15 protein-coding genes are annotated in these 14,989 nt (G+C 68.2%); 12 read left to right on the top strand and 3 right to left on the bottom strand.

Annotation, left to right across the window (positions count from 1 at the left end):
- The first annotated feature begins 10 nt into the window (after positions 1–10).
- The 4 genes from J2X92_RS06295 to J2X92_RS06280 are packed head-to-tail and all read left to right on the top strand — an operon-like array spanning position 11 to position 3,415.
- Positions 11–670, top strand: a complete 660-nt coding sequence (locus tag J2X92_RS06295; protein ID WP_307574287.1) for a flavoprotein — start codon at positions 11–13, stop codon at positions 668–670.
- Complete coding sequence (locus tag J2X92_RS06290; protein ID WP_307574285.1) at positions 649–2,136, top strand: DUF6513 domain-containing protein; 1,488 nt, start codon at positions 649–651, stop codon at positions 2,134–2,136. The genes J2X92_RS06295 and J2X92_RS06290 overlap by 22 nt, the downstream gene beginning before the upstream one ends.
- A complete protein-coding gene (locus J2X92_RS06285; RefSeq protein ID WP_307574282.1) occupies positions 2,133–2,714 on the top strand; it encodes a DUF447 domain-containing protein in 582 nt (193 codons plus the stop codon). Before J2X92_RS06290 ends, J2X92_RS06285 begins: the two co-directional genes overlap by 4 nt.
- A complete protein-coding gene (locus J2X92_RS06280) occupies positions 2,711–3,415 on the top strand; it encodes a (5-formylfuran-3-yl)methyl phosphate synthase (RefSeq protein WP_307574280.1) in 705 nt (234 codons plus the stop codon). The genes J2X92_RS06285 and J2X92_RS06280 overlap by 4 nt, the downstream gene beginning before the upstream one ends.
- Before the next feature lie 26 nt (positions 3,416–3,441).
- Here the strand turns inward: J2X92_RS06280 and J2X92_RS06275 are convergent, their stop codons facing one another.
- Genes J2X92_RS06275 through J2X92_RS06265 form a run of 3 tightly spaced genes read right to left on the bottom strand, consistent with a single transcriptional unit; the run spans position 3,442 to position 6,117 of the window.
- Positions 3,442–4,041, bottom strand: a complete 600-nt coding sequence (locus tag J2X92_RS06275) for an amino acid kinase family protein (protein WP_307574279.1) — start codon at positions 4,039–4,041, stop codon at positions 3,442–3,444.
- Entirely contained in the window at positions 4,041–5,141 is a 1,101-nt protein-coding gene (locus J2X92_RS06270) for a hydantoinase/oxoprolinase family protein (protein WP_307574277.1), read from the bottom strand. The genes J2X92_RS06275 and J2X92_RS06270 overlap by 1 nt, the downstream gene beginning before the upstream one ends.
- The gene (locus J2X92_RS06265; RefSeq protein ID WP_307574275.1) at positions 5,128–6,117 is read right to left on the bottom strand and encodes an ATP-grasp domain-containing protein; all 990 of its coding nucleotides are present in this window, start codon (positions 6,115–6,117) and stop codon (positions 5,128–5,130) included. Before J2X92_RS06265 ends, J2X92_RS06270 begins: the two co-directional genes overlap by 14 nt.
- Positions 6,118–6,146: 29 nt before the next feature.
- On the opposite strand from J2X92_RS06265, the gene J2X92_RS06260 reads away from it, so the two are divergent.
- The 8 genes from J2X92_RS06260 to J2X92_RS06225 all read left to right on the top strand — a co-directional run bounded on the left by J2X92_RS06260 (position 6,147) and on the right by J2X92_RS06225 (position 14,988).
- Positions 6,147–6,884, top strand: a complete 738-nt coding sequence (locus J2X92_RS06260; protein ID WP_307574274.1) for a HisA/HisF-related TIM barrel protein — start codon at positions 6,147–6,149, stop codon at positions 6,882–6,884.
- A 231-nt stretch (positions 6,885–7,115) separates the two neighbouring features.
- Positions 7,116–8,348 (top strand): formylmethanofuran dehydrogenase, encoded by a 1,233-nt coding sequence (locus J2X92_RS06255; protein WP_307574273.1) that lies wholly within the window; start codon positions 7,116–7,118, stop codon positions 8,346–8,348.
- Complete coding sequence (locus J2X92_RS06250) at positions 8,345–10,033, top strand: formylmethanofuran dehydrogenase subunit A (protein ID WP_307574272.1); 1,689 nt, start codon at positions 8,345–8,347, stop codon at positions 10,031–10,033. Before J2X92_RS06255 ends, J2X92_RS06250 begins: the two co-directional genes overlap by 4 nt.
- Positions 10,030–10,986, top strand: coding sequence for a formylmethanofuran--tetrahydromethanopterin N-formyltransferase (fhcD, locus tag J2X92_RS06245; RefSeq protein ID WP_307574270.1), 957 nt, complete (start codon positions 10,030–10,032; stop codon positions 10,984–10,986). Before J2X92_RS06250 ends, fhcD begins: the two co-directional genes overlap by 4 nt.
- Entirely contained in the window at positions 10,983–11,810 is an 828-nt protein-coding gene (locus J2X92_RS06240; protein ID WP_307574269.1) for a formylmethanofuran dehydrogenase subunit C, read from the top strand. The genes fhcD and J2X92_RS06240 overlap by 4 nt, the downstream gene beginning before the upstream one ends.
- Positions 11,811–11,841: 31 nt before the next feature.
- On the top strand, positions 11,842–12,375 hold the full coding sequence (fae, locus tag J2X92_RS06235) for a formaldehyde-activating enzyme (protein WP_307574268.1): 534 nt from the start codon (positions 11,842–11,844) through the stop codon (positions 12,373–12,375).
- 2 nt (positions 12,376–12,377) lie between these two features.
- Positions 12,378–14,300: an aminodeoxychorismate synthase component I gene (pabB, locus tag J2X92_RS06230; RefSeq protein ID WP_307574266.1), complete on the top strand. Its 1,923-nt coding sequence runs from the start codon at positions 12,378–12,380 to the stop codon at positions 14,298–14,300.
- Positions 14,301–14,331: 31 nt separating this feature from the next.
- Complete coding sequence (locus J2X92_RS06225) at positions 14,332–14,988, top strand: HAD family hydrolase (RefSeq protein ID WP_307574264.1); 657 nt, start codon at positions 14,332–14,334, stop codon at positions 14,986–14,988.
- The last annotated feature ends 1 nt before the right edge of the window (position 14,989 follow it).

Here is a 14,989-nt window from a genome sequence, read left to right as displayed (position 1 = left end):
CTCGCTGGACATGACGACGAACGGGGAGCCACCGGCCACGGGCAGCAAGATCGATCCACGCGGCGCGGCCCTGGCGGTCGAAGACGGAGAACCACCGCTCGCGGCCGCGCCGCCGCGCTCGCGCATCGCGTGGTGCATCACGGGTTCCGGCCACTTCCTGGAGGAGTCGCTGGCGCTCGCCTCGCGGCTGCCGTCGGTGGACCTGTTCCTCTCGGCCGCTGCCGAGGAGGTGCTGCCCATCTACAAGCTGCACATCGAGGCATTAAAGGAGCGCTTTCGCGTTTTTCGCGATAAGACCGCGAGCGGCGTGCCGGTGGGCATGCTCTACGACGACGTGTATCACACGGTGGTGGTGGCGCCCGCCACCAGCAACACGGTGGCCAAATGCGCTTTCGGCATCAGCGACAGCCTGCCGACCAACATGTTCGCCCAGGCCGGCAAGCTCGGCATTCCTGGCATCGTGTTTGCATGTGATACCGAACCGGTGGTGGTGACCAAGTCGCCGCATGACTGGGTCACGCTGCGTCCGCGGCGCATCGAACTGGACAACGTGGAGCGGCTGCGCGGCATCGACTTCTGTCACGTGGTCGCGTCGCCGGCCGAACTCGAAGCCGTGCTCGATGCACGCATGAAGGAACTCTCTCTCGCATGGAACACATCGTCTTCCTGACCGGGCGCCTCGCCCAAGCCAGCCTCACGCGGGTGCTGGCGGGTATCGAGGCGGCACCGTTCACGTGGGAAGTACGGGAGATCGGGTTGCAGGTGGCAGCGCTGATGACGGCCGACATGATCCGTCGCCGCGTCGCCGCACCGGTGGTCACCGAGGCCGAGGGCGGGGGCGCCACGCCGCGCGCAGCCGACCGCATCATGGTGCCGGGCCGCTGCCGCGGCGATGTCGAGGCCCTGAGCCTTCACTTCGGTGTTCCGGTGGAGCGCGGCCCGCAAGAACTGAAAGACCTGCCGCGCCACTTCAACCGCAGTGCGCTTGCCGTCGACCTCAACGAGTACGAGGTCTCAATCTTTGCCGAGATCGTCGACGCGCCGCGCCTCACGGTGCCGCAGATCATCGATCGCGCGCGATTGCTGGCAGCCGACGGTGCCAACGTCATCGACCTGGGCTGCCTGCCCGAGACGCGCTTCGACCATCTGGCCGACAGCGTGCGTGCCTTGAAGGCCGAAGGCTTCCAGGTGAGCGTCGATTCGAGCGAGGCGCAAGAGTTGCTGACCGGCGGCAAGGCCGGTGCCGACTACCTGCTGAGCCTCACGCTCGACACGCTGTGGATCGCCGACGAAGTTGAATCCACACCGGTGCTGATTCCGCGCGTTCCGGCCGATGAAGAATCGCTGTACGAGGCGGTGACGCTGATGCAGCAGCGCGGCCGCGCCTTCCTGGCCGATTCGATCCTCGATCCGATTCCGTTCGGCCTCACGGCATCGATCGTGCGCTATCACCGGCTGCGCGAGCGTTTTCCCGATGCGCCGATCATGCTCGGCGTCGGCAACCTCACCGAGCTGACCGAGGCCGACACCAGCGGCATCAACGCCGTGCTGTTCGGCATTGCGGCCGAGCTCAACGTGGCGGCCGTGTTGACCACCCAGGTGAGCCAGCATGCACGCCGCGCGGTGAGCGAGGCCGACTGGGCGCGGCGCATCATGCATGCAGCGGCACGCAACGCCACGCTGCCCAAGGGCATGAGCGACGCGCTGATGACGGTGCACGCCAAGCACCCGTTTCCCGACACGCCCGAAGAAATCGGCGAGATCGCCTCGCAGGTGCGCGACCCGAACTTTCGCGTGCAGATTTCGCCGCTGGGCCTGCACGTGTACAACCGCGACGGCCTGCGGCTGGGGCAGGGCGCGTTCGAGCTCTGGCCGCAGCTCAAGCTGCAGGACGATGCCGACCATGCGTTCTACATGGGCGTGGAGCTTGCGCGCGCCGAGATAGCCTGGCAGCTGGGCAAGCGCTACGTGCAGGACCAGCCGCTGGACTGGGGCTGCGCTGCGCCAAGGCCTACCGAAGACCTCGCCCGCTGGTGCGCACCCGGAACGACCATGAAGACAGCGAAGAAGAACGACAACAACAACGCCGCCGAGCCCGGCGCCGTGAGCGCGACCACCGCGCCATCACCCTCATGAACGACCAGATCTTCGAAGCCGTGGTGACCACGGTGTCGCCCGGCGGCCAACCGCACGTGGCGCCCATGGGCATCCGCTACCAGGAGGGCGGCATCCTGCTGATGCCGTTCAAGCCCTCGACCACGCACGACAACATCGTGGCCACCGGCCATGCAGTGCTCAACATCGTATGCGACACGCGCGTGTTCGCGGGTTGCGTGACGGGCCGCAAAGTGTGGCCCACGCTGCCGGCCGAACGCATCGAAGGCGTGCGGCTCGCCGCCGCGCTGCGCCACGTCGAATTGAAGTTGGCCGAGCAGCGCGACGACGCACAGCGCCCGGTGCTGCGCATGGCGGCCGTGCACGAGGCCACGCACGCGCCCTTCGTCGGCTTCAACCGCGCACAGGCCGCGGTGATCGAGGGGGCCGTGCTGGTCAGCCGCCTTCACATGCTGCCCCCTGAAAAAGTGGAAACCGAAATGACCTACCTGCAGATTGCGATCGACAAGACCGCCGGCCCCGAAGAGCGCGAAGCCTGGGAGTGGCTCCGCACCGCGGTCGCGCAGCACCGTGCCGGCATGCCGGAGCGCGCATCATGACGCGCATGTTGGTGAGCGTGCGCAGCGTGGACGAAGCCCTGATCGCGGCGCGCGGCGGGGCCGACTTCATCGACCTGAAGGAGCCCAGCGACGGCGCGCTGGGCGGCTTGCCGGTAGCGACCATCGGCGCCATCGTAGGGGCACTGCGCGCGCATGGCATCGGCCTGCCCGTGAGCGCAACCATCGGTGACCTGCCGATGCATGCGCTGGACCGCATTCGTGCGCAAGTGGACGCGGTGGGTGCCTGCGGCGTGGACTACGTGAAGGTCGGCATCGAGCGAGGCCATGAAGCCTTTGCGGTACTCGATTCGCTCGCAGCCTGCGATTGGCCGGTGGTGCCGGTCTTCATTGCCGACAACGGGCTGGACGCTGCGCTGATCGCGCACGCCTGTGCACTCGATTTTCCGGGGATCATGGTCGACACCGCCGACAAGCTCGCCGGCAGCCTGTTCGATGCGGTGCCGATGGCAGACTTGCGCACCTTCGTGGCCAAGGTGCGCGCGTCGGGCCGAATGGCCGGTGCGGCGGGTGCGCTGCGCGTGGCGCACATTCCCTTGCTGCAGGCGCTGGCGCCCGACTTCGCGGGATTCCGCAGCGCAGTGTGCGTGGCGGACCGCAAGACGGCGCTCTGCCCGGAGCGGCTCGCGGCATTGGCCGCGCTGCTGCATGGCGAGGCCGCCCTGGAGCCGGCGGCGGCCTGAGCTTTCTTGCGCGGCAAGCCCGTTGTTCAGCGCGGCGTGAAGGTGGCCTCGCCCAGCAGCAGCGAACGCATGATCGCCAGCTGGTTCTTGTGAAGCAGCGTGATCGGAAATGCCGCGTCGTCGGACTGTGCGGCAAACTGCTGGTCGAGCACGCCGGCATCGCCGAGCTCCGCCAGCGTCATCTGTGGATCGATGGCGCACGACTTGACCAGCACCAGCTGCTCGGCATTGAGATGCTTCGCCAGATCGAGCGCAATGGTGTCCGACGTGGCGTCCCAGCCGGTGCGCTCGTCGGGGTGGTCGCGCCGCAATTCGAGCGGCAGCCACAAGGCCGTCTTTCCCTGGCGCAGCAGGTCGGGGATGTCGGTCTTGCGCGTGGCCAGCTGCAGGCCCGGATTCAGCGCATGCAGCTGGTAGGCCGTCTGTGCCATGGCCAGCACGGCCATGTTGTGCGCCGCCAGATCGTTGAACTGCCAGTGCGACTGCACGCGCCGCACTTCATCCGCAAAGGTGCCGCCGCCGCAGACCACGGTAACGCGCCCGCCGCCGATCTGCGTCAGAAGGTCGAGCCATTGCGGCAGCACCGGGTCCGAACAAAGGCTGCCGCCGATCTTGACGACCCACATCAGTCGTGCTCCCTTTCGAACAGCGCCGCCACCGCGACGCTCGGTGCGCACACCTGTGCCCAGGTGGTGGTGCCCTCGGCGGCATGGCGGGCCACGCTCGCGACGTCGCCGCCATAGGCGGCAAAGCGGCGCGGCACGGAGCCGGGCGTTTCGGCGGCGGCCGCGGCGGCAAGGTCGGGCACCAGGAAGGCACCGCAACCCGCGCTCACGATCACAGCCTCGCGCGAGAGCGCATGCGCGGCCAGCACCCGGCGCAACTGCCCGGCAATGGCTTCGACCTGCGCTGCGCGCCACACCCGCGCAAGATCCAGCCATTCGCCCGCGGAGGCGTCGCGCTCGTCCAGCCCCACCATGCGCGCGAGGCGCTGGCGCGTTGCGGGCAGGCCTTTGTCCGCGTTGTCGGCGCTCGGGTACAGGTCGTGCGCCGGGTCGAGCTCACCGCACAGCCGGTAGACGTCGGCCGTGGTGGCGAAGAACTCGTTCATCACGTGCCGTGCCTGGCCGCGCCATTCGATCCGCTGCGTCAGCGCACATACCGGGGTTCGCACCACGCCGTGGTAGGCGAGCTCGCTGCTCACCAGGCGTTCGGCGTCGGTGCGGCTGGTGGTCAGCACGCCCTCGTTGCCGAAGGCGATGAGGTCGGTGGTGGTGCTGCCGATGTCGACCAGCACGCCTTCAGGGAACACAAGCGCCGCATGCCGCGCGGTGGCGAGCCAATTGGCCGAGGCGATGTGTTCCCAATGCCGTGAGACGTCGGCGGCGGTGGCGCACCAACCGGCATCTCCGGCAAAGAAGTGCAGGGCGCCCGGCGGCACGGGAAGCGCTGCCGACAGCGCCGCGGCAATGCCGCGCACGCCAGCTTCGCGATCGGGAAACAGGTCGACCATCTCGCCCGTCATGGTCACCGCATGCTTCGCTGCGCCGAGGCCGGGCCAACGCGCTTCTGCGGCTTGCAGAGCGCGCGTCAAATGGTCGAGCCCCTGCCAGAGCGGACAGCCCCATTGCGCCACGTCGACCACCTCGCCGCCTTGCAGCAAGCAGGCCTTGACGTGCGCGCCGCCGATGTCCCACCCGATGGTGATGCGTTCAGGCGACCGCACGCGCAAGTTCCCGTTCTTGGGTACCGCCGCCGTGCAGGCGGTCTGCCAGCAGCTCCGCGGCCAGGTTGCGGCCCAGCGCCGCCGAGAGCCCGACATAGGCGCAGGTGACACGCGGATTGACTTCGATCACCACCGGCCCGCGCTCCGGATGCCAGACCAGGTCGATGCCCGCGAAGCCCCGCAGCCCGGGGATGGCATGCGCCACCTGCTGGGCCAATGCCGCCAAGGAGACGCGGCGCGGATCGCCCTGGCCCACGGCATCGACGCTCACGCCGTCGAAGGACAGCCGTCCGTGCGGATCGATGGAGATGCGTTGGCGGTTGATGCTGAGCATTTCGGCATTCTGCGCCGTGCACAGCAGCGAGAGGCTCAGGGCTTCACCTTCGATCCAGGGCTCGAGCGTCAAGGTGGCGCCGGCTACGGTTCGACGTGCCAGATCTTCGAGCGCATCCGCATGGCGGGTGTGCACGTGGGTGGCCACGCCGCCGGCGCCATCGTCGGGCTTGACCACCCAGCGCGTGATATCGGGTGCATTGGCAAAAGCCAGGGTCGTCTGCACACCATGCGCGGCCAGGTGCGCCAGCGTGGCCTTCTTGCCCGCCGTGAGCTCGATGGCTTCGACGCTGCATCCGAGCCAGCGCGCGTTGCCCACCGTGCGCTGAAAGCGCGCCAGCAGGCCGTCCGTTTCGGGTGCCACCAGCCACACCAGGTCGTGCAGCGCGCTTTGCCGCGCCACGAAGTCGAAGGCCGATTCGTTGGTGCGCGGCCGCAGCGGCACGGCGCCGGCGGGCAGGGTGTTCCCCGGTTCGCAGACCGCCGCCGAGACCGAACAATCGGCAGCGCGCCGCAGGTCCGCCACCATGGCATCGCGCATCGACAGGCCCAGCGGCAACAGCTCGTCGGCGGCCGCATCGTCGCCGTAGTCGCTCCAGCCGCCGCCGCTGAGATACTCGTAAACAAAAACGCGTGTCGTCATTTCATCATCCACTTTCCGGGCTCTTCCCCATGACTTCCGAACTGAACCTGATCCCCGTCGTCGACCTGCTGCAGGGCCAGGTGGTGAGGGCCGTGCGCGGCGACCGCAAGGCCTACCGGCCGATCGTGTCGGCGCTGTGCGCCAGCAGCGATCCGGTGACGGTGGCGCGCATCCTGTGCGACCACTGCGCGGCGCGGCAGCTGTACGTGGCCGACCTCGATGCCCTGCAGGGCGGCGCGGTGCAGATCGCGGTGCTGGCCGATCTGCTGCAGGCGCTGCCCGAGGTCGAGCTCTGGCTCGACGCGGGCCTGGCCGACGCCGCCGCCGGCCAGGCGCTGCGCAGCCAGCTGGCGCCATTTGCCTCGCGCGTCGTGCTGGTGTTCGGCAGCGAATCGCTGCGTTCGCGCGAGGCGCTGGAGCGCTGTTTTGCCAAGGAGGAAGGCGGCGCTGGTGAAGGCCAACTGGGCGCCGCGCTGTCGCTGGACCGGCGTGACGGCCAGCGCCTGGACCCTGCCGGCTGCTGGGACGCGGTCGACCTGTGGCCAAAGCGGTTGATCGTGATGACGCTCGAGCGCGTCGGCTCCGGCGCCGGGCCCGATTTGGAAACCTTGCAGGAGGTGAGGCGCCTGGCACCGGCTGCCATGGTCATCGGCGCCGGCGGAATCCGCAGCGAGGACGACCTGGCGCGTGCCAGCGCGGCCGGCGCCGATGCATGGCTCGTGGCCAGCGCTCTGCACGACCTGCAACTGCCGCGCGTGCGCCGCTGAGCTGCCGGGGGTGGCGCAACGGGGGTGGTTGGGGCATGCCATCAACCCGCTGCACTCACGAACCGTGCCATCCCCGATGGCCCTCGCATGCCCCGCCGGAGGCCCCCGCCGGCACGCATTGACCGCCAAAAGCGCAACACTATGTCTCACAAACTGTGTGTCATAGGGCGCTACCCCTAGGCGCACGGGCCTCGCGGCTGAATGGCACATGGCTTGCGTAGTTGCCTGCCCATGAATGATCTCGACACTGCCACGCAGCCCGGCAATGCCCCGTGGACCTGTCCGTTCTGTCCCTTGTTGTGCGACACCTTCGGCGTCGACATCGGGCCGCCCGGCACGCCGCTGAAGCTCACGGGCAGCGATTGCCCGCGTGCGCGCAATGGCCTGGCCAACTTCGACGCGACGGCGAGCGCGGGACAAGCGCAAGTCGACGGCCGCGACTGCGATATCGACACCGCGTTGGCCGCCGCCGCCTCGCTGCTGGCCGCCAGCCGCCAGCCCCTGTTCGGCGGCCTCGGCACCGACGTTGCTGGCGCGCGGGCTCTCTATGCGCTGGCATGCGAAACAGGTGCCATCTGCGACCCCGCGCAGGGAAAGGCGCTGATGCACGGCCTGCGCGCATTGCAGGATCGCGGCGGATTCAGCACCACGCTGGCGGAGGTGCGCACGCGCGCCGACCTGATCGTCTGCATGACCGAGGAGCCTACGGCGCACTACCCTGAATTCTTTCGCCGCTGCGGAGCGGGGGAACGCGAAGACCTGGCCATCGAGACCTTGCCCCTGCACGGCGACCTGTTCGACACCGTGGCCCTGTTGGCCGCGCTCGTGGCGGGTCGCGTCCGGTCGGACGACGATCGCGTGCCCGCCGAGCTTGCAGCGTTATCGGCGCGTTTGAAGGCGGCCCCCTACGCGGTGTTGGTGTACGAATCGGCCCGCCTGCCTGCCCAGGGAGCGCTGATCATCGAGGCCATCCAGCGCATCGTCGGCACGCTCAACCGCGCAACGCGCGCGGCCTCGCTGCCGCTGGGCGGCGGCGACGGCGCGTCCACCGTGAACCAGGTGTTCGCCTGGCTGTCGGGCCTGCCGCTGCGCTCGCGCGCCGGGCCGCGAGGCCTCGAGCACGAGCCGCTGTGCTTCGACACAGAACGCCTGCTGGCGGATCGCGCGGCCGACACGCTGCTGTGGGTGTCGAGCTACGGCCCCGAGCCCGCGCCGCCAGGCACCGACGTGCCGCTCATCGTGCTCGGCCATCCGGCCATGCGCTTGCCGCAAGGTGCGGCCGAAGGCGTATTCATTCCCGTGTCGACGCCGGGCATTGGTTCCGGCGGTCATCTGTTCCGCACCGACGGCTCGGTGATGATGCCGCTGCGGCCGCTGCACGACGACGGACTGCCCAGCGTTGGCGAGGTGGTCCGGCGCCTGGTGCATGCGGTCAAGGCACAGAAGATGGAGCGCGTGCAATGACGGCCACACTTCGCCTGCGCGGCGGCCGCGTCATCGACCCTGGGAACGGTTGCGACGAGGTGCGCGACCTGTACGTGCGCGACGGCCGCATGGTCGAGCTTGCGCCGCACGAAGCTGCCACCGAGGAGATCGACCTCGGCGGCTGCATCGTGATGGCGGGCGGCATCGATATGCATACCCACATCGGCGGCGGCAAGGTCAACCTCGCGCGCATGCTGCTGCCCGAAGACCACCGCGCCAACGCAAACCCGGTGGCGCTGCCCGACAACGTGCTGGAGCTGGCCTCTTGCGGCACCTGCACGCCCGGCACGCTGGCCACCGGCTACCGCTATGTGGAGATGGGCTACACGGCAGCCTTCGAGCCGGCCATGATGGCCTGCAATGCGCGCCACACGCACATGGAGATGGGCGACACGCCCATCCTCGACCACGGCGCCTACGTGATGCTCGGCAACGACGAGCTGTTTCTGCGGATGCTGGCCGAGCGCTGGGATTTCGAGCGCATTCGCGATTACGCGGGGTGGACCATCAACGCCAGCAAGGCGATGGGCGTGAAGGTGGTGAACCCCGGCGGGATATCTGCCTTCAAGTTCAACCAGCGCAAGCTCGACGTCGATGAGAACCACGTGCACTGGCAGGTCACGCCGCGGCAGGTGGTGCACACGCTGGCCCGCGCGCTGCGCGAACTGGGCGTGCCGCATCCACTGCACATCCACGGTAGCAACCTGGGCGTGGCCGGCAACATCCAGTCCACGCTCGACACCATCGCCGCACTCGACGGCCTGCCGGGGCACCTCACGCACATCCAGTTCCACGCCTACGGCACCGAGGGACCGAAGAAGTTTTCTTCGGCCGCGCTGCAGCTGGCCGAAGTGGTGAACGCGAACAAGAACGTGAGCATCGACGTGGGCCAGATCATGTTCGGTCAGACCGTCACGGCCTCGGGCGACACGATGCGCCAGCATGCGCAGTCGGGCCTGGCCGATCCGCGCAAGTGGCTCGGCGCCGACATCGAATGCGAAGCCGGCTGCGGTGTGGTGCCGTTCCGCTACCGCGAGCAGAGCTATGTGAATGCGCTGCAGTGGGTCATCGGGCTGGAGATCTTCTTGTTGGTCGACGATCCGTGGCGCGTGGTGCTGACTACCGACCATCCCAACGGCGGCCCGTTCACGAGCTACCCGCATTTGATTCGCCTCTTGATGGACCGCAGCTTTCGCGAGGAGCAGCTGGCCAAGCTGCACCCTGAAGTGGCGGCGCAGGCCGCGCTACGCTCGATCACGCGCGAGCTCTCGCTCTACGAAATTGCCATCATGACGCGCGCCGGCCCAGCACGTCTGCTCGGCCTGCCTGACCGCGGCCACCTGGGCGCGGGCGCGGCGGCCGACATTGCGGTGTACCGCGAGAACCCTGACCGCGAGGCCATGTTCGCGACCCCCGAATACGTGTTCAAGGACGGTGTGCTGGTGTCGCGCGCGGGGCGCGTCACTGCGGCGCCGGTGGGCGGCACGCACTTCGTTGCGCCGAACTACGATCGCGGCATCGAGCAGCGCTTGCGCCGGCATCTTGCGGCAGAAGGCTCGGTCAACTTCGACCACATTGCCATTGGCCACGACGAGCTGTGCCAGTGCTGCAACGGCGGGCGCCTGCTGCCGGCGGCTTGCTTCCAGGAGACGTCGTCGTCATGACATTCTCCGTGCAGCGCAACGGCGTCGTCATCGACCAAACCTTCGCCGAAGCCTTTCCGATGAAGGCCACGCGCATCGTCATCACGGCACACAACATCGAATGGGCGCGCCACGCCGGCGTGTCGGCGACCGGTTTCGCCACCTCGGTGATCGCCTGTGGCTGCGAGGCCGGCATCGAGCGCGAGCTCGGCCCGCATGAAACGCCCGATGGGCGCCCCGGTGTGAGCGTGCTGATTTTTTCCATGTCGGGCAAAGAACTCGGCAAGCAGCTCGAACGCCGCGTCGGCCAATGCGTGCTGACCTGTCCGACCACGGCCGTGTTCGCGGGCCTGCCCAAAGGCGCGGGCAGCGACGTGGCGGCGCTCGGCAAGAACCTGCGTTTCTTCGGTGATGGCTGGCAGATTTCGAAGGTGATCGACGGCGTGCGCTACTGGCGCGTGCCGGTGATGGACGGCGAATTCGTCGCACAGGAAGACACGCCCGTGGTCAAGGCCGTTGGCGGCGGCAACCTGCTACTGCTGGCGCGCGACACCGATGGCGCGCTGGCCGCCGCCGAAGCCGCGGTAGTGGCGATGAAGCGGCTGCCCAATGTGGTCATGCCGTTTCCGGGCGGCGTGGTGCGCTCGGGCTCCAAGGTCGGCAGCCGCTATGCGAACCTGAACGCATCGACCAACGATGCGTTCTGTCCCAGCCTCGTCGGCCTGGTGCCTCACAGCGAGTTGGCGAGCGGCGGCCAGTCCACACAGGAGATCGGCTGTGTGATGGAGATCGTGATCGACGGCTTGACCGAGGGCGACGTGGCCGCGGCCATGCGCGTCGGCATGGAGGCGGCCATCGGCATCGGCCCCACCGGTGGGCTGTTGCGCATTTCGGCCGGCAACTATGGCGGCAAGCTGGGCCCGTTCCACTTCCATCTGCACAAGCTGCTGGACGATGCAGGAGATGCCTCATGAGCGGATGGCATTTCAGAGTACGGCAGACGCCGGCATTGCGCGTCGACTTGCGCGGCATCACGCCGGCGGCGCTCGCGGAGCTCTCGGCCGATCAGGTCGAACAGCTGTCCGTGGGCCATGGCAACGAGATGCTCGCATTGGCCGAACTGTTCGACGTTGCGCCGGGCGAGGAGGGCGTGCTTCGCTTCGAAGGCAGCCTGGAGCGCTTCGACCGCATCGGATGGCAGATGGACGGCGGCAGCATCCGCGTCGAAGGCCATGTCGGCCACTACGCGGGCGGCTGCATGCGCGGCGGCGAGCTGTCCATCGAAGGCCATGCGGGCCTCCTGGCCGCCTGCGAAATGGCCGGCGGCAGCATCGACGTGAAAGGCGACGTTGGCGACTTTGCCGCGAGTACCTTGCCCGGCAGCATGGACGGCATGCGCGGCGGCACCTTGATCGTCCATGGCAATGCGGGCGAGCGCTTCGGCGATCGCATGCGCCGCGGCACCGCGCTGGTCCATGGCGGCGCGGGCGCGTTCCTGGGCTCGCGCATGGTGGCGGGTACGATCGGCGTGGGTGGCAGTGTCGGCGCGCATGCGGGCTTTGGCATGCGCCGCGGCAGCATCGTCTTTGTGGAGGCTGGAGCGGCCTTGCCGGAAGGCGTTGGATCGGCGCTGACCTTTGTGCCCAACCGGGCTGCAACGCCGGTGTTCTGGGCGCTTCTGGCGCGAGACCTCGCGCGCCATGGCGGATTGTTCAGCGACCTGCCGGCACGCCGCATCGAGCGCCATCTGGGCGATCTTTCGGCCGACGGCAAGGGCGAGCTCATCACGTGCTTATGACTCCCTTCCCAACTTTCAACCTCGAGTGCTTATGACGCATCCTTATCTTTTTCATGCCGGCGAAGCCACCGTGCTCGCCAGGGAAGGCCAGTTCACCGATGCCATGCCGGAGATCCTGATCGGCGCAACCGACGGCCCCGTGGGCCAGGCCTTTGCCAACATGATGGCGCAGAGCAAGGGCCACACTGCGATGTTCGCGATCCGGGCCTGCAACCAGCTGGTGCGGCCCGCGACCATCATGGTGCCCAAGGTCACGCTGAAGGACGCGGCCAACATCGACCTGTTCGGCGGCGTGGTGCAGAGCGCGACGGCCGACGCGGTGGTCGATTGCCTGATCGAAGGCATCATTCCCAAAGAACATGCCAATACGCTGTGCATCATCAGCCTGGTGTGGATCGATCCGCGCTGCGCCAAGGACCAGGACCTGGACAAGAAAGACATGTACCGTACCAACTACGAAGCCACCAAGCTCGCGATCCGCCGTGCGCTCCACAACGAGCCCTCGGTGGAGGAGCTGATTGCCAACCGCCATCGCATCAAGCACGATATGGACGACTGGAGCTGACCGTGCCTTCCTTCGCGCTCCTCGATGACTGCGGCTCGACGCCCGAGCGGCCCACCAGCCGGCTGCACACGGGCTTCGTGCGCGAGCACCGGTGCACCGACGCGGCGCGCCTCGACAGGGTGTGGGCGCGCGTCGATGCCGACTTGCGGCAAGGCCTGCACGCGGTGCTGCTGGCCGACTACGAATGGGGCGCCAAGCTGCTTCACGCGGGGCAGAGGAGGCTCGCGGCCAACGATGCTTCGGCACTGCGCGTGCTGATATTCCGCGATTGCGAAAGGCTCTCGGCTGCCGAGGTGGCGGCTTGGCTCGAAAAACACGAGGCGGACGACACGCATGCAGCCGGCCAGCCGCCACCCGCCGGCGTGATGAACCTGCAACCCAGCATCGACGAGGCCGCGTTCACCGACGCCATCGCGCGCATTCACGGCGCCATTGCGGCGGGCGAGACCTACCAGGTCAACTTCACGTACCGGCTGAACGGGCAGAGCCATGGCTCGCCCGTCGCGCTGTACCGTCGCCTGCGCGAGCGGCAGCCCGTGGCCTATGGTGCGCTGATCGCATTGCCGGAAGGCAGCGAAGACAACATCACGCACGTGCTCTCTTGCTCGCCCGAACTGTTCTTGCGCCACGACGCCGGCGTGCTTACGGCCAGGCCCATGAAGGGCACGGCGGCACGCGCGGTTGCGCCCGAGGGCGACAGCGAGATGGCGCGCCTGCTGTCGGTCGACACCAAGAATCGCGCCGAAAACGTGATGATCGTCGACCTGCTGCGCAACGACATCGGCCGCGTGGCGTGCACGGGCTCGGTCAAGGTGCCCATGCTCTTTGCCGTCGAGCCGTATGCCACGGTGTTCCAGATGACCTCGACCGTGCAAGCGAAGCTACGCCCGGGTGTGGGCATGCCCGAGCTGCTGCGCGCTGTGTTCCCCTGCGGCTCGATCACCGGTGCGCCCAAGCATCGCACGATGGAATGGATCTCCGAATTGGAGAGCACGCCGCGCGGCCTTTATTGCGGGGCCATCGGCTGGATCGAGGCGCCCGCGAAAGGCGCGACCATGGGCGACTTCTGCCTTTCGGTGGCCATTCGCACGCTCACGCTCGGTGCGGAATCGCAGGGCGCGAGGCCGCTGCGCATGGGCGTCGGCGCCGGCATCGTGCAGGACAGCAACGCGGCCGACGAGTTCGAAGAGTGCCTGCTCAAGGCGCGCTTTCTCACCGCCTTGGACCCCGGCTTCGAGCTGTTCGAAACCATGCTGGCCACGCCAGGCGACGGCATCCGCTACCTGGACCGCCACCTGGGGCGGCTGGCGGGCAGCGCGCGTGTGCTGGGCTTCGAATTCAACTGCGATGCCGCGATGGAGGCGCTGCGGAATGCGTTGCCCACACTGGCACCCGACCAGCCTTCGCGCCTGCGCCTTTCGCTGGCGTACGACGGGCGCATGGGCATCACGCATTCGGCGCTTCCGCCTTTGCCCCCCGGCGCGGTGAAGCTGCTCATTGCAAGCCAGCGCTTGCCCAATGCCAACCCGCTGGCCGCGCACAAGACCACAGTGCGCCAGCACTACGATGCCGGCGTGCGCACCGCCGAGCGCGCCGGTGCCTTTGACAGCCTGTTCTTCACGGAGGACGGGCGGCTCGTCGAAGGCGGGCGCAGCACGGTGTTCGCACGCATCGACGGGCGCTGGTGGACACCGCCTGTTGCCGACGGCGCACTGCCCGGCGTAATGCGGGGCGTACTGATCGAAGACTCGATCTGGGAGGCCACGGAACGCAGCCTGTCGCTGGAAGACCTGCAGGCGGCGCAGAAGCTGGTGGTGTGCAATGCGCTGCGCGGCGTGCTGCCGGCGCAGCTGCAACTTCCTCAGGTGCCATCCCGGCTGCGGCCGCCGTTGCAGCCGCAGGTCCATGCGGCATCGGCCGCCTGAGGCGGGAGCGCGCTTCGATCCCGGTTCCGCGATGAAGCTCGCGCTGTTCGACCTCGACCACACGCTGATCCCATACGACAGTGGCATGGCCTGGACGCGCTTCCTCGTGGCGCGCGGCGTGCTGCCGGCGGATGCCGAGACCGTCTACCTGGGCTACTGCCAGCAATACGTGGACGGCACGCTCGACATCCGTGAACTGCATCGCGTCAGCGTCGCGCCGCTGGCAAGCTTTGCCATGGCCACGCTGCGGCAATGGGCGGCGGAGTTCGAGGTCGAAATTTCGCCGCGCGTGCCGGACCAGATGCGTGCGCTGGTCAAGAAGCACCAGGACGCGGGCCACCTCTGCGCCATCGTGACCGCCACCACCCGCTTCATCGCCGAGCCTTTCGGCCGTGTGTTCGGCGTGACCGACGTACTGGCGACGCGCTCGCTGGTGATCGACGACACGCTCGACGGCGGCATCGACGGCGACCCCTGCTTCGGCGTGCACAAACTGATGCACGTCAACCAGTGGCTGGCGCTGCACGGCACGCGCCTTGATGCGCTCGAACGGTCGTGGTTCTATTCCGATTCGACCAGCGACCTGCCGTTGCTGGAGGCGGTGTCGGATCCGGTGGCGGTGGCTCCTGACCAGCGACTGCGCGCCCATGCGCTGAAAGCCGGCTGGCCGATTCTCGAGCGCAGCTGAA

This window comes from Variovorax paradoxus (assembly GCF_030811855.1).
Classification (GTDB): Bacteria; Pseudomonadota; Gammaproteobacteria; order Burkholderiales; family Burkholderiaceae_C; genus Variovorax; species Variovorax paradoxus_L.
This window is presented reverse-complemented; position numbering and strand designations above follow the sequence as displayed.